Source organism: Pseudomonas sp. S3_C06, assembly GCF_054667675.1.
This window is the reverse complement of sequence record NZ_CP162747.1, coordinates 4,343,060-4,364,233: the sequence shown is the minus strand read 5'-3', so window position 1 is coordinate 4,364,233 and position 21,174 is coordinate 4,343,060. Positions and strand designations below refer to the sequence as shown.

The 21,174-nt window shown below is 60.4% G+C and carries 20 protein-coding genes; 13 read left to right on the top strand and 7 right to left on the bottom strand.

The window, feature by feature from the left end:
* Positions 1-66: 66 nt before the first annotated feature.
* The 3 genes from AB4N44_RS19450 to rpmE form a co-directional block, all read right to left on the bottom strand.
* Complete coding sequence (locus AB4N44_RS19450; RefSeq protein ID WP_064117089.1) at positions 67-1,335, bottom strand: malic enzyme-like NAD(P)-binding protein; 1,269 nt, start codon at positions 1,333-1,335, stop codon at positions 67-69.
* A 183-nt stretch (positions 1,336-1,518) separates the two neighbouring features.
* Positions 1,519-2,319 carry a thermonuclease family protein gene (locus AB4N44_RS19445; RefSeq protein WP_460111694.1) on the bottom strand — a complete coding sequence of 267 codons (801 nt, stop codon included), beginning with the start codon at positions 2,317-2,319 and terminating at the stop codon, positions 1,519-1,521.
* A 14-nt stretch (positions 2,320-2,333) separates the two neighbouring features.
* Positions 2,334-2,561: a 50S ribosomal protein L31 gene (rpmE, locus tag AB4N44_RS19440; protein WP_016984589.1), complete on the bottom strand. Its 228-nt coding sequence runs from the start codon at positions 2,559-2,561 to the stop codon at positions 2,334-2,336.
* A gap of 287 nt (positions 2,562-2,848) precedes the next feature.
* Between rpmE and AB4N44_RS19435 the strand changes: the two genes are divergently transcribed.
* Positions 2,849-5,068 (top strand): primosomal protein N', encoded by a 2,220-nt coding sequence (locus tag AB4N44_RS19435; RefSeq protein WP_316917494.1) that lies wholly within the window; start codon positions 2,849-2,851, stop codon positions 5,066-5,068.
* A 93-nt stretch (positions 5,069-5,161) separates the two neighbouring features.
* On the opposite strand, the gene AB4N44_RS19430 is transcribed toward AB4N44_RS19435, so the two are convergent.
* A complete protein-coding gene (locus AB4N44_RS19430) occupies positions 5,162-5,284 on the bottom strand; it encodes a hypothetical protein (RefSeq protein ID WP_256579857.1) in 123 nt (40 codons plus the stop codon).
* On the opposite strand from AB4N44_RS19430, the gene argS reads away from it, so the two are divergent.
* The 9 genes from argS (at position 5,283) to AB4N44_RS19385 (ending at position 15,820) form a co-directional block, all read left to right on the top strand.
* Complete coding sequence (argS, locus tag AB4N44_RS19425; RefSeq protein WP_316917493.1) at positions 5,283-7,019, top strand: arginine--tRNA ligase; 1,737 nt, start codon at positions 5,283-5,285, stop codon at positions 7,017-7,019. The two genes, AB4N44_RS19430 and argS, sit on opposite strands and share 2 nt — an antisense overlap.
* 1 nt (position 7,020) lies before the next feature.
* Positions 7,021-7,737: an SPOR domain-containing protein gene (locus tag AB4N44_RS19420; protein ID WP_007909385.1), complete on the top strand. Its 717-nt coding sequence runs from the start codon at positions 7,021-7,023 to the stop codon at positions 7,735-7,737.
* Positions 7,738-7,970: 233 nt separating this feature from the next.
* A complete protein-coding gene (hslV, locus tag AB4N44_RS19415) occupies positions 7,971-8,501 on the top strand; it encodes an ATP-dependent protease subunit HslV (protein ID WP_003186641.1) in 531 nt (176 codons plus the stop codon).
* Positions 8,502-8,555: 54 nt separating this feature from the next.
* The gene (gene hslU, locus AB4N44_RS19410) at positions 8,556-9,893 is read left to right on the top strand and encodes an ATP-dependent protease ATPase subunit HslU (protein ID WP_064117085.1); all 1,338 of its coding nucleotides are present in this window, start codon (positions 8,556-8,558) and stop codon (positions 9,891-9,893) included.
* A gap of 143 nt (positions 9,894-10,036) precedes the next feature.
* Entirely contained in the window at positions 10,037-10,408 is a 372-nt protein-coding gene (locus AB4N44_RS19405; protein ID WP_174245039.1) for a gamma-butyrobetaine hydroxylase family protein, read from the top strand.
* 258 nt (positions 10,409-10,666) lie between these two features.
* The gene (gene phaC / locus AB4N44_RS19400; protein ID WP_150750149.1) at positions 10,667-12,346 is read left to right on the top strand and encodes a class II poly(R)-hydroxyalkanoic acid synthase; all 1,680 of its coding nucleotides are present in this window, start codon (positions 10,667-10,669) and stop codon (positions 12,344-12,346) included.
* 146 nt (positions 12,347-12,492) lie between these two features.
* Positions 12,493-13,347, top strand: coding sequence for a poly(3-hydroxyalkanoate) depolymerase (gene phaZ, locus AB4N44_RS19395; RefSeq protein ID WP_034152967.1), 855 nt, complete (start codon positions 12,493-12,495; stop codon positions 13,345-13,347).
* A gap of 139 nt (positions 13,348-13,486) precedes the next feature.
* Positions 13,487-15,169, top strand: coding sequence for a class II poly(R)-hydroxyalkanoic acid synthase (phaC, locus tag AB4N44_RS19390; RefSeq protein ID WP_455806396.1), 1,683 nt, complete (start codon positions 13,487-13,489; stop codon positions 15,167-15,169).
* 30 nt (positions 15,170-15,199) lie between these two features.
* The gene (locus AB4N44_RS19385; RefSeq protein ID WP_137218580.1) at positions 15,200-15,820 is read left to right on the top strand and encodes a TetR/AcrR family transcriptional regulator; all 621 of its coding nucleotides are present in this window, start codon (positions 15,200-15,202) and stop codon (positions 15,818-15,820) included.
* Between the two features lie 254 nt (positions 15,821-16,074).
* On the opposite strand, the gene AB4N44_RS19380 is transcribed toward AB4N44_RS19385, so the two are convergent.
* The 3 genes from AB4N44_RS19380 to AB4N44_RS19370 all read right to left on the bottom strand — a co-directional run bounded on the left by AB4N44_RS19380 (position 16,075) and on the right by AB4N44_RS19370 (position 17,939).
* On the bottom strand, positions 16,075-16,998 hold the full coding sequence (locus AB4N44_RS19380; protein WP_095120733.1) for a phasin family protein: 924 nt from the start codon (positions 16,996-16,998) through the stop codon (positions 16,075-16,077).
* A gap of 10 nt (positions 16,999-17,008) precedes the next feature.
* On the bottom strand, positions 17,009-17,431 hold the full coding sequence (locus AB4N44_RS19375) for a phasin family protein (protein ID WP_025110281.1): 423 nt from the start codon (positions 17,429-17,431) through the stop codon (positions 17,009-17,011).
* 232 nt (positions 17,432-17,663) lie between these two features.
* On the bottom strand, positions 17,664-17,939 hold the full coding sequence (locus AB4N44_RS19370) for a polyhydroxyalkanoic acid system family protein (protein ID WP_077570393.1): 276 nt from the start codon (positions 17,937-17,939) through the stop codon (positions 17,664-17,666).
* A 166-nt stretch (positions 17,940-18,105) separates the two neighbouring features.
* Between AB4N44_RS19370 and ubiE the strand changes: the two genes are divergently transcribed.
* The 3 genes from ubiE to ubiB are packed head-to-tail and all read left to right on the top strand — an operon-like array spanning position 18,106 to position 21,100.
* Positions 18,106-18,876, top strand: a complete 771-nt coding sequence (gene ubiE, locus AB4N44_RS19365) for a bifunctional demethylmenaquinone methyltransferase/2-methoxy-6-polyprenyl-1,4-benzoquinol methylase UbiE (protein WP_008080626.1) — start codon at positions 18,106-18,108, stop codon at positions 18,874-18,876.
* Positions 18,876-19,499 (top strand): ubiquinone biosynthesis accessory factor UbiJ, encoded by a 624-nt coding sequence (locus AB4N44_RS19360; RefSeq protein ID WP_034152973.1) that lies wholly within the window; start codon positions 18,876-18,878, stop codon positions 19,497-19,499. Before ubiE ends, AB4N44_RS19360 begins: the two co-directional genes overlap by 1 nt.
* Positions 19,496-21,100 carry a ubiquinone biosynthesis regulatory protein kinase UbiB gene (gene ubiB, locus AB4N44_RS19355; protein ID WP_038360035.1) on the top strand — a complete coding sequence of 535 codons (1,605 nt, stop codon included), beginning with the start codon at positions 19,496-19,498 and terminating at the stop codon, positions 21,098-21,100. Before AB4N44_RS19360 ends, ubiB begins: the two co-directional genes overlap by 4 nt.
* The last annotated feature ends 74 nt before the right edge of the window (positions 21,101-21,174 follow it).

Genomic DNA, 21,174 nt, shown 5'->3' with positions numbered 1-21,174 from the left:
ATCTTCGGGCAATAAAAAACCCCGACTCTCACGAGCCGGGGCTTCTGTTTGAAGTGCTACAACGACTTAGCCGTTGAACACGTCATCCACGCTTTTCAGCGGGTAGTTCTTCGGATACGGCAGGGTCGCCACACCGGTCTCGATTGCGGCTTTGGCCACAGCGTCGGAGATCAGGGTGATCAGGCGTTTGTCCATTGGCTTCGGAATGATGTACTCACGACCGAATTCCAGCGGCGCGCCACCGTAGGCATCGCACACGTCCTGAGGAACCGGCAGCTTGGCCAGTTCACGCAGGGCGTTGGCCGCAGCCACTTTCATTTCTTCGTTGATGCGCTTGGCGCGAACGTCCAGGGCACCACGGAAGATGAACGGGAAGCCCAGTACGTTGTTGACCTGGTTCGGGTAGTCCGAACGGCCGGTGGCCATGATCACGTCGCTACGGGTGGCGTGCGCCAGTTCCGGGGAGATTTCCGGGTCCGGGTTCGAGCAGGCGAACACGATCGGGTTGGCCGCCATCGACAGCAGGCCTTCAGCGCTCAGCAGGTTCGGGCCGGACAGACCGACGAACACGTCAGCGCCCGCGAGTGCGTCAGCCAGGCTGCGCTTGTCGGTAGCGTGTGCGAATACCGCTTTGTACTGGTTCAGGTCGTCACGGCCGGAGTGGATCACGCCGGTACGGTCAACCATGAAGATGTTTTCGATGCGTGCGCCCATGCTCACCAGCAATTTCATGCAGGAGATGGCAGCAGCGCCGGCGCCCAGGCAGACGATTTTCGCTTCTGGCAGGGTTTTGCCAGCGATTTCGAGGGCGTTGATCATGCCCGCAGCGGTCACGATCGCGGTGCCGTGCTGGTCATCGTGGAATACTGGAATGTCGCACTGCTCGATCAGAGCGCGCTCGATCTCAAAGCACTCTGGTGCCTTGATGTCTTCCAGGTTGATACCACCGAAGGTGATGGAGATGCGTTTTACGGTGTCGATGAAGGCTTGCGGGCTTTCGGAGTCGACTTCGATGTCGAAAACGTCGATGCCGGCGAAGCGCTTGAACAGTACGCCTTTACCTTCCATCACTGGCTTGGAAGCCAATGGGCCGAGGTTGCCCAGACCGAGAATCGCGGTGCCATCGGAAATGACTGCAACCAGGTTGCCCTTGCCGGTGTATTTGTAGGCCAGTTCAGGATCGCGAGCGATCTCACGCACTGGTTCAGCTACGCCGGGGCTGTAGGCCAGCGACAAGTCGCGAGCGGTAGCAGTGGCCTTGGTGAGCTCGACACTCAGCTTCCCTGGACGAGGATTGGCATGATATTCGAGAGCGGCAGTTTTCAGATCAGACATTTTGGCATTCCGCTTTTTACTGTTGGACAGACTGGTCAGCGAGGATACGCGCCTCGCAAAGTCCCCACAAGACTGAGCGGTCACCCCTGTCAAGCGCCCTGCCCTACGACTTTGGGCCAAGAGCCACGGCGCACAAGGGCTGGACTGTTCACAATCGACAGAAAAAATGTCTACAATTTTTCTTCAGCGCGGTGTTTGCAACATCGAAGGATCCGTCAACGGAAGTAGCCAGCGTGACTGACCGGATTGCAATCCACCGCGCCGGGAACGATCAACGATCCAGCCGCGAGCCTCGACCTGCTTGCCTTTCAGGGCCTGCAAACGAGCATTGTCGAATTGTCCGACCAGATTGGGTGCAACGCGCAATACAAGCGAGTCCTGCAACTCGATCCAGATTCCACCGCGATTGCGCTGAACCTTGCTCACACGCCCACTGATCACGGCGAAACCCGAGCGCTGGATCTGCTCCGCTTTCAGTACAGGCGACTGCCGCCAAAGGCCCAGCCCGGTGTTTCGCGCGCTGCGTTCGGCGGCTTGCTGACAGACAACAAGATCGACATTCGGCGCCACCGCGACCTGGAAACCGAGGCCATCGGCGAGCATTTGTGCTTCGAGATTGGCGCCGCTGGCGCTGTAAATATGCGCGAGCGTACGCCCGTAATGGTCTTTGGCTTGCTTGCCGGGGCGCAAACCGACACGTCCGCCGCTGGCATCGATCAGCGCTTGCAGGCGTTTTCGCGCCGCCACGGCGAAGGGTTCATCGCCACGGCCCTGCTTGCCCAGCTCAGGCGTGTTGAGGCCGATCATGCGTACGCTGCGACCGTCGCTCAAGCGCAGCGTGTCGCCATCGACCACGCGCTGCACCGTGACGCTGGCCAGTCCCGCAGGCGCCGGGCAGAAGGCCTGCGCGCCGGATAGCCAAATCGCAGACACAAAAAAGGCGCCCGCGAGGGACGCCTTTTTCAGCAACGAGGAAAAGCCCACCGGGCTCTTCAACCTTACTCTGCAGCAGCAGGTTTCTTGCCGAAAGCACCGAAACGGTCTGCGAAGCGCTGAACGCGGCCGCCAGTGTCCAGAGTCTTCTGCTTACCGGTGTAGAACGGGTGGCATTCGTTGCAAACGTCGATTGGCAGAGCTTTGCCGAAAGTCGAACGAGTTTCGAACTTGTTGCCACAGCTGCAGGTAACAGCGATGACTGGGTAATTCGGGTGAATATCAGCTTTCATGGTGTCTTCCTCAGCTAGCGTGCCGCCACCCAACACTATTGTTGAATACCGCACGTAATTAGGCCGCGGATTCTACCAGACCTTTTCAAACACGCAAGCTGTCACCGAGACCGACCGTCTGCTAGGCTCCCGGCCCAATACGCGATTCCCTTGTAGGAGTGAGCCTGCTCGCGATAGCGGTATTTCAGACGACATAAATGTTGAATGACAGACCGCTATCGCGAGCAGGCTCACTCCTACAAGGTTATGTGCCTAGCCCTCCCGCCTGTTGATAGAGATCCCCCCGCGTGCCCGACGCCATTCTGCGCCTCGCCTTGCCTTCACCCTTGCGCCGCCTGTTCGACTATCGGGCGCCGGCCGGTGTGCTGCGCGAGCAATTGCAGCCGGGCATGCGCCTGCGGGTGCCGTTCGGCCGGCGCGAGATGATTGGCATTCTGGTCGAGGTCACGGACACCAGCGAAGTGCCGGTGGAGAAACTCAAACCGGCGCTGGCCCTGCTCGATACCACGCCGCCGCTGCCACCGGCGCTGTTCAAGCTGTGCCTGTGGACGTCGCAGTATTATCAGCACAGCCTCGGCGACACCTTGAGCTGGGCGTTGCCGGTGCTGTTGCGCCAGGGCGAACTGGCCGAGGCTCGGCAAGAGCGCTTCTGGTCAGCCGTCCCCGGCGCCAGCCTTGATGACCCGCGCATCGCCCGCGCACCGCGCCAGCGTGAGGCACTGGCAACTCTGGCTCAGCATCCGCACGGCGTCGCCCATCAGTTGCTGAGCAAACTGATGTTGAGCAAAGACAGTCTCGATCTGCTGCTGGCCAAAGGTCTGGTGCAAGTGGAAATCCGCCGCCACGCACCCGGCGCGCGCCATGAGCACTGGCTGGCGCAACCGGAATTACCGCTCAACACCGAACAGCGCGCCGCATACGAGGCGATCCGCGCCGGGTTCGACAGTTATCATGCGTTCCTGCTGGCCGGCGTCACCGGCAGCGGCAAGACCGAAGTCTATTTACAGCTGATCCGCGAAACCCTCGAAGCGGGCAAACAGGCGCTGGTGCTGATCCCGGAAATCAATCTCGGCCCGCAGACCCTGGCGCGCTTCGAGCAGCGTTTCAATGCGCGCATCGCCCTGCTGCACTCGGCGGTCAATGACCGCGAGCGCCTCGATGCCTGGCTCGCAGCGCGCGATGGCGAGGCCGACATCATTATCGGTACCCGCTCGGCGCTGTTCACGCCGATGAAAAACCCCGGACTGATCATCATCGATGAAGAGCACGACGGCTCCTATAAACAGCAGGAAGGTTTGCGCTACCACGCCCGCGATCTGGCACTGGTGCGTGCACGGCAGGAAAACATCCCGATTGTGCTGGGCTCCGCGACGCCATCGCTGGAAAGCCTGCACAACGCCTACACCGGTCGTTATGGCCTCCTACGCCTGAATGAGCGTGCCGGCGGTGCCAAGCAACCACGTTTCCTGCGTCTGGACGTAAAAAGCCGTCCACTGGACAGCGGTATTTCCGGGCCGATGCAACAAGCCATCGGCCAGACCCTCGCCAATGGCCAACAGGTGCTGGTGTTCCTCAACCGTCGCGGTTTCGCACCGACGTTGCTCTGCCACGACTGCGGCTGGATGTCCGAGTGTTCGCGCTGCGATGCGCGGATGACTGTGCACCAGCGCTACGGCGAACTGCGTTGCCATCACTGTGGCTACGTCGAGCGCACACCGCGCCAGTGTCCGAAGTGCAACAAGGTTGATTTGCGCCCCGTGGGCGCGGGCACCGAACGCGCCGAAGAGCGACTGGCGATTCTGTTCCCTGATTACCCGGTGCTACGGGTCGACCGCGACAGCACGTCACGCAAAGACGCGATGAATCAGTTGTTCGCGACAATTCAGAAAGGTCAGCCGTGCATTCTGGTCGGCACGCAGATGTTGGCCAAGGGGCATCACTTTCCACGGGTGACCCTGGTGTCGATCCTCGATGCTGACGGCGGTTTGTTCTCCGGTGACTTCCGCGCCAGCGAGCGCATGGCGCAGTTGATCGTGCAGGTGGCCGGGCGTGCCGGGCGAGCAGAAGAGCCGGGCAAGGTGATCATTCAGACGCACCTCGCCGACCATCCTTTATTGGTGCAACTCACCGAGCAGGGTTATTTCGCCTTTGCCGAGCAGGCCTTGAGCGAGCGCCGGGCTGCCGGGTTACCGCCGTTTGCGCACCTGGCGTTGTTGCGTGCCGAAGCGCACAAGCCGGGACAGGCGGAAGGCTTTCTCGATGAGGCGTGCAGCGAGGCCGAGCGCTTGTTGGCAGAACAGAATCTGAGCGGGATTGAACTGCTCGGGCCAGTGCCGGCACCTATGGAACGCCGCGCCGGACGCTATCGCGCGCAACTTTTGTTGCAGGCAACGGCGCGGGCACCGTTGCACCGGTTACTGGCGAGCTGGTTGCTGGTGCTGGAGCAGATGCCGAGCGGGCGGGCGGTGCGCTGGTCGCTGGATGTCGATCCCGTCGATTTGTATTGAAGATCAAAAGATCGCAGCCTTCGGCAGCTACTACAGGAAAATGCGTATCCCCGTGTAGGAGCTGCCGAAGGCTGCGATCTTTTGATCTGAATGTCACCACATATCCATAAGCTGCCTGCTAAGGTTGGCAAGCCCGTCTTCGCAACGGATAATGCCCAGTTTTTCCACCCGCGCATCGATGCGCCCGCCGCGCTTGCGGTCGAAAGAGAAGACCATGAAAGACACCATTCGCCAGCTGATCCAACAAGCCCTCACCCAACTCGTCAACGAAGGTGTGTTGCCTGAAGGCCTGACGCCGGCGATTCAGGTGGAGAACGCCCGCGACAAGACCCACGGCGACTTCGCCAGCAACATCGCGATGATGCTGGCCAAGCCTGCGGGCATGAAACCGCGCGATCTGGCGGAAAAAATCATCGCCGCACTGCCGGCTGACGAAAACGTCACCAAGGCCGAAATCGCTGGCCCAGGCTTCATCAACTTCTTCCAGAACACCCAGGCGCTGGCCTCGCGTCTCGACGCTGCCTTGGCTGATGCCCACGTCGGCGTACGCAAGGCTGGCCCGGCGCAGCGCACCGTGGTCGACCTGTCGGCGCCGAACCTGGCCAAAGAGATGCACGTTGGCCACTTGCGCTCGACCATCATTGGCGACGGCGTGGCCCGCGTACTGGAATTCCTCGGCGACGAAGTGATCCGTCAGAACCATGTTGGCGACTGGGGCACCCAGTTCGGCATGCTGATGGCGTACCTGCAGGAAAACCCGATCACCAGCGACGAGCTGTCCGACCTGGAAAACTTCTACCGCGCCGCCAAGCAGCGCTTCGACGAATCCGCAGAGTTTGCTGACCGCGCCCGTGGTCTGGTGGTCAAGCTGCAGGCGGGCGATGCCGAGTGCCTGGCGCTGTGGACCAAGTTCAAGGACATCTCGCTGTCGCACTGCCAGAAGATCTACGAACTGCTCAACGTCAAACTGACCATGGCCGACGTGATGGGCGAAAGCGCCTACAACGACGACCTGATCAACGTGGTCAACGATCTGAAAGCTGCCGGCATGCTGGTCGAAAGCAACGGCGCGCAGTGCGTGTTCCTCGACGAGTTCAAGAACGCCGACGGCGACCCGCTGCCGGTGATCATCGTCAAGGCTGACGGCGGTTACCTGTACGCCACCACCGACCTGGCCGCCGTGCGCTACCGCAGCGGCAAGCTGAAAGCCGATCGCGCGTTGTACTTTGTCGATCAGCGTCAGGCTCTGCACTTCCAGCAAGTGTTCGCCGTGGCGCGCAAGGCCGGTTTCGTCACCCATCCGATGGAGATGGAACACATGGGCTTCGGCACCATGAACGGCGCCGATGGCCGTCCGTTCAAGACCCGTGACGGCGGCACCGTGAAGCTGATCGACCTGCTGACCGAAGCGCAGGAACGCGCCTACAGCCTGGTGAAAGAGAAAAACCCGGAGCTGGCCGAAGACGAGCTGCGCAACATCGCCAAAGTCGTCGGCATCGGCGCGGTGAAGTACGCCGACCTGTCGAAGCACCGCACCAGCGACTACAGCTTCAACTTCGACCTGATGCTGAATTTCGAAGGCAACAGCGCGCCGTACCTGCTATTCGCCTACACCCGTGTGGCCGGTGTGTTCCGCAAATTGGGCAAGGACTTCAGCGAAGTCGATGGCCAAATCGTGCTCGAGGCGGAACACGAACTAGAGCTGGCGGCGAAACTGGCGCAGTTCGGCGAAGTGCTGAACAACGTGTCCGACAAAGGCACGCCGCACATTCTCTGCACCTACCTGTACGACGTTGCCGGTCTGTTCTCCAGCTTCTACGAGAACTGCCCGATCCTCGCTGCCGAAACCCCGGCCCAGATGCAGAGCCGTCTGCGCCTGGCCGCGCTGACCGGTCGCACCCTCAAGCAAGGCCTGGAGCTGTTGGGTCTGGAAACTCTGGAGCGTATGTAAGTTGGCCGCCAAGAAAAAACCTGCACCCAAGCGTGGCGCCAGCCGTTACCAAGCTCCTGCGAAGCAACCGATTCCGGGCTGGCTGTGGATGGCCATCGGCCTCACGGTCGGCGCGTTCATCGTATTTCTGATGAAGCTCGAGCCGGGCAAGGGCAGCGATACGGTCAAGCGCGAGAAGGTCGAACAGGCACAACAGCAGAAAGCGTCGAAGATCGCCGAGGCCAACAAGACCCCGCCGAGCCCGACGCAACCGGTGAAGCCGAAGTACGACTTCTACACGCTGCTGCCGGAATCGGAAGTGATCGTGCCGCCGGACGCCGTGCCGGAGAAGACGTTGCCGACGCCACAAGTGCCGGCCATCCCGACCACGCCGGTGACCCCGGCGGAAGCGGCGAAGATCGACACGGCGCGCGCTCAGGCAGCACTGGCCGGGATTACCCCACCGCCAGCGCCACCGGTGAGCAAGGCGGCGCCGGTCACCAAGTTCTTCTTGCAGGCGGGTTCGTTCCGCAAGGAAACCGATGCCGACAAGGTCCGCGCGCAGATCATTCTGCTCGGTCAGGCGGTAGCGGTTGAATCCGGCACAGTGAAGGATGAAACCTGGTACCGCGTATTGGTCGGCCCGTTCAGCAACCGTGAACAGCTGACCACCGCACAGAAACAACTGGCCGGCGCCGGCTTCAGCAACCTGTTGTTACAACAACGCCAGAGCCGCTGACGCTCGGCCGATCGTTCCCACGCTCTGCGTGGGAACGCCTCAAGGGACGCTCTGCGTCCCAGCAGTGAAGGGACGCGGAGCGTCCCGGGCTGCATTCCCACGCAGAGCGTGGGAACGATCAAAATACAAGACACCGCTCGTCCCATCTCCTGTGCTACGGTTGAAATCCTCTCCAGCACCCCCATATGAATGGGCATAAGGCACTTTCGCCCCGCTGTGTGGAGACTCTTCCCTTGACCACCATCGTTTCAGTCCGCCGTCACGGCAAAGTCGTCATGGGCGGCGACGGCCAGGTTTCTCTCGGCAATACCGTGATGAAAGGCAACGCGAAAAAAGTCCGTCGCCTGTACCACGGCCAGGTCATCGCCGGTTTTGCCGGTGCCACCGCTGACGCCTTTACCCTCTTCGAACGTTTCGAAGGCCAGCTTGAGAAACATCAGGGCCACCTGGTGCGCGCCGCTGTCGAACTCGCCAAAGAATGGCGCACCGACCGCTCCCTGAGCCGCCTCGAAGCCATGCTCGCGGTGGCCAACAAAGACGCCTCGCTGATCATCACCGGCAACGGTGACGTGGTCGAACCCGAAGATGGCCTGATTGCCATGGGTTCCGGTGGCGCCTATGCGCAAGCCGCCGCCAGCGCGCTGCTGAAAAAGACCGACCTGTCGGCCCGCGAAATCGTCGAAACCGCTCTCGGCATCGCCGGCGACATCTGTGTATTCACCAACCACACTCAGACCATTGAGGAGCAGGATCTCGCTGAATAAGCCTGACGCGGCCCTGTGCCACGGCTTGTTTCTGCTTGAGGACCGTCAATTATTATGTCCATGACTCCCCGCGAAATCGTCCACGAACTCAACCGCCACATCATCGGCCAGGACGATGCCAAGCGCGCCGTCGCGATTGCCCTGCGCAACCGCTGGCGCCGCATGCAGCTGCCTGAAGAGCTGCGCGTTGAAGTGACCCCGAAAAACATTCTGATGATCGGCCCGACCGGTGTCGGTAAAACCGAGATCGCCCGTCGTCTGGCGAAACTGGCCAACGCGCCGTTCATCAAGGTCGAAGCGACCAAGTTCACCGAAGTCGGCTACGTTGGCCGTGACGTCGAGTCGATCATCCGTGATCTGGCCGACGCCGCGATCAAGATGCTCCGCGAGCAGGAAATGACCCGCGTGCGCCATCGCGCCGAAGACGCCGCCGAGGATCGTATCCTCGACGCACTGCTGCCGCCGGCCCGCATGGGCTTCAGCAATGAAGAAGCGCCAAGCAGCGATTCCAACACTCGTCAGCTGTTCCGCAAGCGCCTGCGCGAAGGTCAGCTGGACGACAAGGAAATCGAAATCGAAGTCGCCGAAGTCGCCGGCATCGAAATCGCCACGCCGCCCGGCATGGAAGAGATGACCAACCAGTTGCAGTCGCTGTTTGCCAACATGGGCAAAGGCAAGAAGAAGGCGCGCAAGCTCAAGGTCAAAGAAGCGCTGAAGCTGGTGCGCGACGAAGAAGCCGGGCGTCTGGTCAATGAAGAAGAGCTGAAGGCCAAAGCGCTGGAAGCGGTTGAGCAGCACGGTATCGTGTTCATCGACGAGATCGACAAAGTCGCCAAGCGTGGCAACGTCGGCGGCGCCGATGTCTCCCGTGAAGGCGTACAGCGCGACCTGCTGCCGCTGATCGAAGGCTGCACCGTCAACACCAAACTGGGCATGGTCAAGACCGACCACATCCTGTTCATCGCTTCCGGCGCGTTCCACCTGAGCAAGCCGAGCGATCTGGTGCCTGAGCTGCAAGGCCGTCTGCCGATCCGCGTTGAACTCAAGGCGCTGAGCCCGGAAGACTTCGAACGCATCCTCAGCGAACCGCACGCTTCGCTCACCGAGCAATATTGTGCGCTGCTGAAAACCGAAGGCCTGAACATCCAGTTCCAGCCCGAAGGCATCAAGCGTCTGGCGGAGATCGCCTGGCAGGTCAACGAGAAGACCGAGAACATCGGTGCCCGTCGTCTGCACACGCTGCTTGAGCGTCTGCTGGAAGAGGTGTCGTTCAGCGCCGGCGATCTGGCCAGCACGCACGATGAGAAGCCGATTCTGATCGACGCCGAATACGTCAACAGCCACCTCGGCGAATTGGCGCAGAACGAAGACCTGTCCCGTTATATCCTGTAAGCCACTCTTACAGATGTAATGGAACTGTGGGAGCGAGCCTGCTCGCGAAGACGGCGGTACATTCAACCTTTGTGTTGGCTGAACCACCGCTTTCGCGAGCAGGCTCGCTCCCACAAGGTTCCGCACCAGACGGATACCTGCTCATGATCCCCACCGACATCAAACTGCACAAAGCCTCGAAAACCCTGACGCTCACCTACGCGTCCGGCGAGGAATACACCCTGCCCGCCGAATACCTGCGCGTGCACTCCCCCTCCGCCGAGGTCCAGGGCCACGGCAAACCGATCCTGCAATTCGGCAAGCTCAACGTCGGTCTGAGCAAGCTGGAACCGGCCGGTCACTACGCACTGAAACTGACCTTCGACGACGGTCACGACAGCGGCTTGTTCACCTGGGATTATCTCTACGAGCTGGGGCGACGTCATGACGCACTCTGGGCCGATTATCTGGCCGAGCTCAAAGCGGCGGGCAAGACCCGCGATCCGAACGAGTCAGTCGTCAAGCTGATGCTCTAGCCCGTGCCTTGCGCTCATTAGAGGGCATTTTCTAAATTCATCTGTTTGAATGCTCTGCTGTGTGGCCGAGGATCGGCCCGCTTGCGAAAAAAATTAAACTCGGGTAACCAATGGAGCTGGCAAGTTCCCTGCAGTGCTCTACGACTGTAAAGCAGCTATGCAGAATTAACGGTCACCCGAGCAGTAGTACCTGGCATTGGCTGTGGAACTGCACAGCAGAAAACCGGGTACTCGTCTCAGGACAATGGAGCGTCGTAGATGAGTAACAAGAATAACGATGACCTGAAGTACCAAGCCTCGGAAAACACCCTGGGGCTTAATCCCGTCGTTGGGCTACGCGGAAAGGATCTGCTGGCCTCTGCTCGTATGGTGCTGAAACAGGCCATCAAACAACCGATCCATAGCGTCAGGCACGTCACTCATTTCGGCCTCGAACTGAAGAACGTGCTGTTTGGCAAATCCGAACTGCAACCGGCTGGCGATGACCGTCGCTTCGCTGATCCTGCGTGGAGCCAGAACCCGCTCTACAAACGTTATCTGCAAACTTATCTGGCGTGGCGCAAGGAACTCCATGCCTGGATCGACGACAGCAGCCTGTCACCCAAAGACATCGCGCGCGGCCACTTCGTCATCAACCTGATGACCGAAGCCATGGCCCCGACCAACACTGCCGCCAACCCGGCCGCCGTGAAACGCTTCTTCGAAACCGGCGGCAAGAGCCTGCTCGATGGTCTCTCGCATCTGGCCAAGGATCTGGTGCACAACGGCGGCATGCCGAGCCAGGTCAACATGGGCGCGTTCGAGGTCGGCAAGAGCCTCGGCGTGACCGAAGGCGCGGTGGTGTTTCGCAACGACGTGCTGGAATTGATCCAGTACAAGCCGATCACCGAGCAGGTCCACGAGCGTCCCTTGCTGGTGGTGCCGCCGCAGATCAACAAGTTCTATGTATTCGATTTGAGCCCGGACAAGAGTCTGGCGCGCTTCTGCCTGCGCAATAACGTGCAGACATTCATCGTCAGCTGGCGCAACCCGACCAAGGCCCAGCGCGAGTGGGGCCTGTCGACTTACATCGATGCGCTGAAAGAAGCCGTCGACGTGGTCACCGCGATCACCGGCAGCAAAGACGTGAACATGCTCGGCGCCTGCTCCGGTGGCATCACCTGCACCGCCCTGCTCGGCCACTACGCGGCGATCGGAGAGAAGAAGGTCAATGCCCTCACGCTGCTGGTCAGCGTGCTCGACACCACCCTGGACAGCGACGTCGCCCTGTTCGTCGACGAGCAGACCCTGGAGACCGCCAAGCGCCATTCGTATCAGGCCGGCGTGCTCGAAGGCAAAGACATGGCCAAGGTCTTCGCGTGGATGCGCCCGAACGACCTGATCTGGAACTACTGGGTCAACAACTACCTGCTCGGCAACGAGCCGCCGGTGTTCGACATCCTCTTCTGGAACAACGACACCACCCGGTTGCCCGCCGCGTTCCACGGCGACCTGATCGAGATGTTCAAAAACAACCCACTGATCCGCCCGAATGCACTGGAAGTGTGCGGCACGCCGATCGACCTCAAGCAGGTCACGGCCGACATCTTCTCGCTGGCCGGCACCAACGACCACATCACCCCGTGGAAGTCCTGCTACAAGTCGGCGCAGTTGTTCGGTGGCAAGGTGGAATTCGTGTTGTCGAGCAGCGGGCATATCCAGAGCATTCTGAACCCGCCGGGCAACCCGAAATCGCGTTACATGACCAGCGAAGAAGTGGCTGCCAATGCCGATGAATGGCAAGAGAACTCGACCAAGCACACCGACTCCTGGTGGCTGTACTGGCAGACGTGGCAGGCCGAGCGCTCGGGCAACCTGAAAAAGGCCCCGGTGAAACTGGGCAACAAGGCGTATCCGGCCGGAGAAGCTTCGCCGGGCACTTACGTTCACGAGCGGTAACTGACACCCACCTTGTCATTGTGGGAGCGAGCCTGCTCGCGAAGCGCTCATTCAATCAACATCGATGTTGGCTGACACGACGCCTTCGCGAGCAGGCTCGCTCCCACAGGGGGCGGGGTGTACTTGAAATCCACAGGGCCTGAAGCATGCCGCAACCGTTCATATTCCGTACCGTCGATCTGGATGGCCAGACCCTCCGCACGGCGGTACGCCCCGGCAAGCCTCACTTGACGCCCTTGCTGATTTTCAACGGCATCGGCGCCAACCTGGAGCTGGTGTTTCCGTTTGTCGCGGCGCTGGACCCGGATCTGGAAGTGATCGCCTTCGACGTGCCCGGTGTTGGCGGTTCCTCGACGCCGAACCGTCCGTATCGCTTTCCCGGGCTGGCCAAGCTGACGTCACGGATGCTCGATTACCTCGACTACGGCCAGGTCAACGTCATCGGCGTGTCGTGGGGTGGCGCACTCGCGCAGCAGTTCGCCTACGACTACCCCGAGCGCTGCAAGAAACTGGTGCTGGCGGCGACCGCGGCCGGTGCCGTGATGGTGCCGGGCAAACCGAAAGTGCTGTGGATGATGGCCAGTCCGCGGCGCTACATTCAGCCTTCCCACGTGATCCGCATCGCCCCGCTGATCTACGGCGGCTCGTTCCGCCGCGATCCGACCCTGGCCGCCAGCCACGCGGCTAAAGTCCGTTCGGCGGGCAAGCTGGGCTATTACTGGCAACTTTTCGCTGGCCTTGGCTGGACGAGTATTCATTGGCTGCACAAGATCCATCAGCCGACGCTGGTGCTGGCCGGCGATGACGATCCGCTGATCCCTCTGATCAACATGCGCATGCTCGCCTGGCGCATTCCCAACGCCCAACTGCACATCATCGACGACGGTCATCTGTTCCTGATTACCCGCGCCGAAGCGGTGGCGCCGATCATCATGAAATTCCTCCAGGAGGAACGTCAGCGCGCGGTGATGCACCCGCATCCGACACCGCTCGGCGGTTAACCCCGGCGGCAGGCTTTATGCAGGCCTTTGGCAAAGAGTGCGCGGCAGGACGCCGCGCAGGCAGCAACCCGCAACAGCGTCTATGGTGTTCTGGTTCGGTGAGTTTGTTTTTGGCCTGAAGACGAAGGAGTGTTGAGTCATGCGCGACAAACCAGCGACGGGCGGAGTGCCCAGCCCCGCCGTGTTCATCAACGCACAAAGTGCGATCACCGGCCTGCGTGGCCGGGACCTGATCTCGACCTTGCGCAGCGTCGCCGCCCATGGCCTGCGCAATCCGATTCACAGTGCGAAGCACGCGTTGAAACTCGGCGGTCAATTGGGCCGCGTGCTGCTCGGCGAAACCCTGCACCCGACCAATCCGAACGACAGCCGTTTCGCTGATCCGGCGTGGAGCCTGAACCCGTTTTACCGGCGCAGCCTACAGGCTTATCTGGCCTGGCAGAAGCAGGTCAAAAGCTGGATCGACGAAAGCAGCATGAGCGATGACGATCGCGCCCGCGCGCACTTCGCCTTCACCCTGCTCAACGACGCCGTGGCGCCGTCCAACACCCTGCTCAACCCGCTGGCGGTCAAGGAGCTGTTCAACTCCGGTGGGCACAGTCTGGTGCGCGGCCTCAGCCATTTGTTCGATGATTTGCTGCACAACGACGGCCTGCCGCGCCAGGTGACCAAACAGGCTTTCGAGGTCGGCAAGACCGTCGCCACCACCACCGGCTCGGTGGTGTTCCGCAACGATCTGCTTGAGCTGATCCAGTACAAGCCGATGAGCGAAAAGCAGTACGCCAAGCCGCTGCTGGTGGTGCCGCCGCAAATCAACAAGTACTACATTTTCGACCTGAGCCCGCACAACAGTTTCGTCCAGTACGCGCTGAAAAACGGTCTGCAGACCTTCATGATCAGTTGGCGCAACCCGGATGTGCGCCATCGCGAATGGGGCCTGTCGACCTACGTGGAAGCGGTGGAAGAAGCGATGAACATCTGCCGGGCGATCACCGGCGCCCGCGAGGTCAACCTGATGGGCGCCTGCGCCGGCGGCCTGACCATTGCCGCCCTGCAAGGCCATTTGCAGGCCAAACGGCAACTGCGCCGCGTCTCCAGCGCGACCTATCTGGTGAGCCTGCTCGACAGCCAGATCGAAACCCCGGCCACGCTATTCGCCGATGAACAGACCCTTGAAGCCGCCAAGCGCCGTTCCTATCAGAAAGGCGTGCTCGACGGTCGCGACATGGCCAGGATCTTCGCCTGGATGCGCCCCAACGATTTGATCTGGAGCTACTTCGTCAACAACTACCTGTTGGGCAAAGAACCGCCAGCCTTCGACATTCTCTACTGGAACAACGACAACACGCGTCTGCCCGCAGCGTTTCATGGTGACCTGCTGGACTTCTTCAAGCACAACCCACTGACCCATCCGGGTGGACTGGAAGTGTGCGGCACGCCGATCGACCTGCAAAAAGTCACCGTCGACAGTTTCAGTGTCGCCGGTATGAACGACCACATCACGCCGTGGGATGCGGTGTATCGCTCGACCCTGCTGCTTGGCGGTGACCGGCGTTTCGTGCTGTCCAACAGCGGCCACGTGCAGAGCATTCTCAACCCGCCGAGCAACCCGAAAGCCGCGTACGTCGAAAACGGCAAGATGAGCAGCGACCCGCGCGCCTGGTATTACGACGGCAAGCACGTCGATGGCAGTTGGTGGCCGCAGTGGCTGGAGTGGATTCAGCAACGCTCCGGCGCCCAGCACGAAACCTCGTTCACCCTCGGCAATCCGAACTATCCACCGATGGAGGCCGCGCCCGGTACTTACGTGCGTGTGCGCTGACGCTTAACCGAACTTTTCTAAGAAGACTGGATGAAAACCCGCGACCGGATTCTCGAATGTGCTCTGCAATTGTTCAACGAAAAGGGCGAGCCGAACGTCTCCACCATGGAGGTGGCCAACGAAATGGGGATCAGCCCGGGCAACCTCTACTACCACTTTCACGGCAAGGAACCGCTGATTCTCGGGTTGTTCGACCGCTTCCAGAATGAACTGGCGCCGCTGCTTGATCCACCATCGGATGTGGAGTTGGCGCCGGAAGATTACTGGCTGTTTCTGCATTTGATCGTCGAGCGGCTGGCGCAGTACCGCTTTCTGTTTCAGGACCTGTCGAACCTCGCCGGGCGCTTGCCGAAGCTGGCCAAGGGGATTCGACATCTGCTCAATGCGTTGAAGCGCACGCTGGCGTCGTTGTTGGCACGGTTGAAGGCTTCGGGGCAGTTGGTCAGTGATACGCAGGCGTTGGGGCAGTTGGTGGAGCAGATCACCATGACGTTGCTGTTTTCGCTGGATTATCAGCGGATTCTGGATCGTGAGGGGGAAGTGAGGCTGGTGGTTTATCAGATCATGATGCTGGTGGCGCCGCATTTGTTGCCGCCGGTGAAGGTCGCCACGGAGCGGATGGCCCTGCAATACCTTGAAGATCACGACTGAAATCAAAAGCCCCTCACCCTAACCCTCTCCCGGAGGGAGAGGGGACTGATTGGGGGATGCTGTAGAAGTACGCCGACCTGACAGTGCGTTACCGAATCCATAATCGATAAGGTCTTTCAGGTCGGCGTATAGCGTGAGACACCTCGGTCGGTCCCCTCTCCCTCTGGGAGAGGGCTAGGGTGAGGGGCTGTTGGAATTCAGATACAAAAACGCCCGACCTTCACAGGCCGGGCGTTTTGTTTTGCCCTGAAGAATCAGGACTGACTGGTTGGCGTCGACGGGGTCGATGCAGCAGTCGGGGTAGCCACCGGAGTCGGTGCCGCGGCGGAGTTCGACGCGCTCACCGGAGCTGCCGGGGTGGCCGGCTTGGCTGCAGCAGGTGCTGCTGGCTTCGGCGCTGCGGCTTTCGGCGCGGCCGGTTTTTTCACTGCCGGTTTTTTCGCCGCAGCCGGTTTGGCTGCTGGCTTGGCAGCCGGTTTGGCGGCAGCGGTTTTCGCGGCTGGCTTGGCGGCTGGTTTCGCTGCAGTTTTGGCCGCAGGTTTTGCTGCCGGTTTGGCTGCGGCTTTGGCGGCAACCGGTTTGGCGGCTGCTTTGGCTGCTGGCTTGGCGGCAGCGGTTTTCGCTGCAGGCTTGGCCGCTGCTTTTGCTGCGGGTTTAGCGGCAGCTTTAGCCAATGGCTTGGCAGCGGATTTTGCCGCTGGTTTGGCCGCTGCGGTTTTCGCCGCCGGTTTTGCCGCAGCGGTTTTCGCCGCCACAGGTTGAGCCTTCAGACCGGTGAGTTTTTCGATCTGTTTGGTCAGTGTGTCGACCTTGCTGTTAAGTGCCTTGACCTCATTGCGGCTCGGTACACCCAGGCGCGAAATCGCGCTGTTCAGGCGCTTGTCGAAAGCCCCTTCCAGCTCGTCCCACTTGCCCAGTGCGCGATCTTTCACGCCGCTGATGCGCGACTTGGCCGAAGAAGCGGAGTCCTTGGCGGCATCGACTTTTTTGCCGACTGCGGACTTGGTGAGCTTCTCGGCTTTCTCGCCGTCTTTGACCAATGTATCGAAGAGCTTGCTGCCGTCAGTGTCGATCTTCGAGTACACGCCTAAACCAGCCAGCCAGATCTTGCGGGAGTAGTCTTCGACTTTCCCGATCCACGAGCTGCCTTCTTTATCGGTGTTCTTTTTACCAGCCATCCCGTTCTCCTTAAGATTTACGCGCGACGCGTTCGAGCAATGCCGTCAGCTCATCGAGCTTAGCAGAGAGTGTCTCAACGTCATGTTTAGACGGAATGCCGATACGATTCAAGGCGCTTGCTACGCGGGAGTCGAACGCCTTCTCGACCTTGTCGAGTTGAACTTCGACACGACCTTTGAAAGAACTCACTTCGCTCTTGGCTTCATCGATCTCGGCGTTGGCCGCTTCGAGTTTTTCGGTGACGGCTTTTTTGCCTTTCTTTTCAACAGTTTGACCAGCCTTGATCAGCTCTTGAAAGTACTCGCTACCCTCTTGGCCGACCTTGGCGTAGGCACCCAGGCCTGCCAGCCAGATCTTGCGGGCATAGGATTTGACGTCGCTCAGAGCAGAAGTCGAAGCGTCGATTTTTTTCTTCAAAATTACTTTGGCCATGGTGCACCTCACGCGCAGAAGGTTTGAGGAACTGCCCGCGAAAGTGTCGGGCTCAGGCACAAAGTAGGCAGAAAAATTAGAAACGGCACCCTAACAACTGACATAAACAGAGGGGGCACCACTAAACAAATGTAGGAGTGAGCCTGCTCGCGATAGCGGTGTATCAGTCAAAAATGATGTCGACTGACAGACCGCTATCGCGAGCAGGCTCGCTCCTACAGGGGATCGTGTTTCAGACCAGGGCTTTATCGAGGGCCTTCTCGATCTCGGCTTTGATCATGCCGCTCATGGCCGACATCATGATGCCCAGTTCCACGTCGACCTTGATCGAATCGTCCGCCACATGCACCGCGCCTTTCACGCCCGAGCGCTTGAGGTTCAAGGTGTCACCCGACCATTGCGGCTCCAGTCCGTATTGCTCGGAGAGTTTCTGCGCCAGCTTGTCGGCCTTCTCGCGGGCGGCTTCCTTGCCCAGATTGTGGGCACGCTCAACAGTGATTTTGGCCATTGATTGACTCCTGCTTTTTGAATGGGGCGAAAAAGATGTGTCGGTAAATCTTGACCGCCGCTGCGGCAAATCGTCCCGAAGGTTGCCCATCTTACCTTTAGCCATTCCAAGACAAAGCATGGCTTGGGGATTAGAATGTCGCGCATTCTCTTTTGGTGACAGCGATATGACTGATCAGCGCAAAGGCAGCGATGCCGAACCCACCACTCACTTCGGCTTCAAAAACGTTCCGGAAAGCCAGAAAGCGGAAAAAGTCGCTGAGGTTTTCCACTCGGTAGCCGCCAAGTACGACCTGATGAATGACCTTCTGTCGGGCGGCATGCACCGTCTGTGGAAGCGTTTCGCGATCGAACTCTCGGGTGTGCGCAGCGGTAACCGCGTGCTCGACATCGCCGGCGGTACCGGTGACCTGACCAAAAAATTCTCGCACCTGGTCGGCCCGACCGGTCAGGTGGTGCTGGCCGACATCAACGAATCGATGCTCAAGGTCGGCCGTGATCGTCTGCTCGATCTGGGCGTCGCCGGCAACGTCGAATTCGTTCAGGCGGACGCGGAAAAACTGCCGTTCCCGGACAACCACTTCGACTGCGTGACCATCGCCTTCGGCCTGCGCAACGTGACGCACAAGGAAGATGCCCTGCGTTCGATGCTGCGCGTGCTCAAGCCCGGCGGTCGTTTGCTGGTGCTGGAATTCTCCAAGCCAACCAACGCGCTGATGTCGAAAGCCTACGACGCTTACTCGTTCGCCTTCATGCCGCTGATGGGCAAGCTGATCACCAACGACTCGGAAAGCTATCGCTATCTGGCCGAATCGATCCGCATGCACCCGAATCAGGAAACCCTGAAGTCGATGATGGTCGACGCCGGTTTCGACCGCGTGACCTATCACAACATGACCGCAGGCATCGTCGCCCTGCACCGTGGCATCAAGCCCTGATGTTGCTCACCGGGCTGCTCGCCAGCGTTGAACTCGGCCTCAACCGGGTGCTGCGTCTCGACAGCACGGCGCTGCCGCGGCTGGCGCATTTGACCGGCAAGGTGATTGCCGTCGACTGCCGCAGCCCGGCGCTGCAACTGTTCATCTTGCCGAGCGACGAAGGTTTGATGCTGGCCTCGCACTGGGAAACCGCTGTCGACTGCACCCTGCGTGCGCCGGCCTCGAGCCTGATCAAACTGGCCGTGAGCAAAGACAAGACCGCGGTGTTGCACGCCCCGGAAGTCGAACTCGATGGCGACAGCGGCGTGCTGCTGGAGCTGGCCGGTGTGCTGCAGGATCTTGAGCTGGACTGGGAGTACGAACTCTCGCGCTGGCTCGGCCCGGTGGCCACGCAACTGGTCGGTGGCCACCTGCGCAGCCGCGCACGCTGGTATCAACAAGGATTTGCCAGCCTCAACCAGAACCTCGCCGAATACCTCGCCGAAGAATCGCGCACCCTCGTCGGGCAGCGCGAAGCCGAAGCGCGGTTCAGCGAACTGGACCGGATCAAACTTGATCTGGAACGTCTCGAGGCGCGTTTCGAGCGCCTTTCCCGATCCCTCGACCCAAGCGATAACGCATGAAGCTGCTCGCCGTCCGCCGTCTGCTGCGCATCCAGTCTGTCGTGATCCGCTACCGCCTAGATGACCTGCTGTTCGATCTGCCGCTGCCCTGGTTTCTCCTGGCGCTGCGCTATGTGCTGCCGTGGCGCTGGTTCCCGCGCAAGCCGCTGGACCTTAGCCGGGGGGCGCGTCTGCGCCTGGCGCTGCAGGATCTCGGGCCGATTTTCATCAAATTCGGACAGATTCTCTCGACCCGCCGCGACCTGCTGCCGGAAGACATCGCCGATGAGCTGATGCTGTTGCAGGACCGCGTGCCGCCGTTCGATTCGCAGCTGTCGATCAAGCTGATCGAAGAACAGCTGGGCAAAAAAATCAGCGACGTGTTCAGCCGTTTCGACGTCGAACCGCTGGCTTCGGCATCGGTGGCGCAGGTACATGCCGCGCAGCTGAAAACCGGCGAAGAAGTCGTGGTCAAAGTGATCCGTCCGGGTCTGAAGCCGATCATCGCGCAGGATCTGGCGTGGCTGTTCATCCTCGCCCGCGCCGCTGAAAAACTCTCGGCCGACGCGCGTTTGCTGCACCCGGTCGACGTGGTCCAGGACTACGAAAAAACCATCTACGACGAATTGGATCTGCTGCGCGAAGCGGCCAACGCCAGCCAGTTGAAGCGCAACTTCGAAGGTTCGCCGCTGCTCTACGTGCCGCAGGTCTACTGGGACTGGTGCCGGCCGAAAGTGCTGGTGATGGAACGCATCTACGGCATTCAGGTCACCGATCTGGCGACCCTCGCCGATCAGCGCACCGACATGAAAATGCTCGCCGAACGCGGTGTGGAGATCTTCTTCACCCAAGTGTTCCGCGACAGCTTCTTTCACGCCGACATGCACCCGGGCAACATCTTCGTCAGCACCGTCAATCCGTGGAGCCCGCAGTACATCGCGATCGACTGCGGCATCGTCGGCAGCCTGACCCCGGAAGACCAGGACTATCTGGCGCGCAACCTGTTCGCCTTCTTCAAGCGTGACTACCGTCGTGTGGCGCAATTGCACATCGATTCGGGCTGGGTGCCGGCAGAAACCAAGCTCAACGAATTCGAAGCGGCGATCCGCACCGTGTGCGAACCGATCTTCGAAAAACCGTTAAAAGATATTTCATTTGGCCAGGTGCTGATGCGTCTGTTCCAGACCGCACGACGCTTCAACATGGAAGTGCAGCCGCAACTCGTTCTGTTGCAAAAGACCTTGCTGAACATCGAAGGCCTCGGCCGCCAGTTGTATCCGGATCTGGATCTGTGGAACACCGCGCAGCCGTTTCTGGAGCGCTGGATGCGCGAGCGCGTCAGCCCGAAAGCCTTGCTCGGCAACGTGCAGAGCCAGTTCGAACAGCTGCCGCATTTGGCCAACATGGCTCGCGATCTGCTCGAACGCATGTCCCAGCCGCACGCCTACGACCCACCGCCGCCATGGCATAAACGCAAGGACGACTGGTTCCTGCGCCTGCTCGGTTGCGCGCATCTGGCCGGCGGGGTAATCCTCGCCATCGGTGGCCCGCTGCACGAATTGGGGCATTGGCCGGCGGGAATCATGGTGGCAGTCGGCTTGTATCTGGTCGTTCGCCGATAGCACGAATCAGCTGCAAGTTATAAGCTGCGAGCTGCAAGCCTGACGATACTGGAACACCGCAATCTGCTTTTACT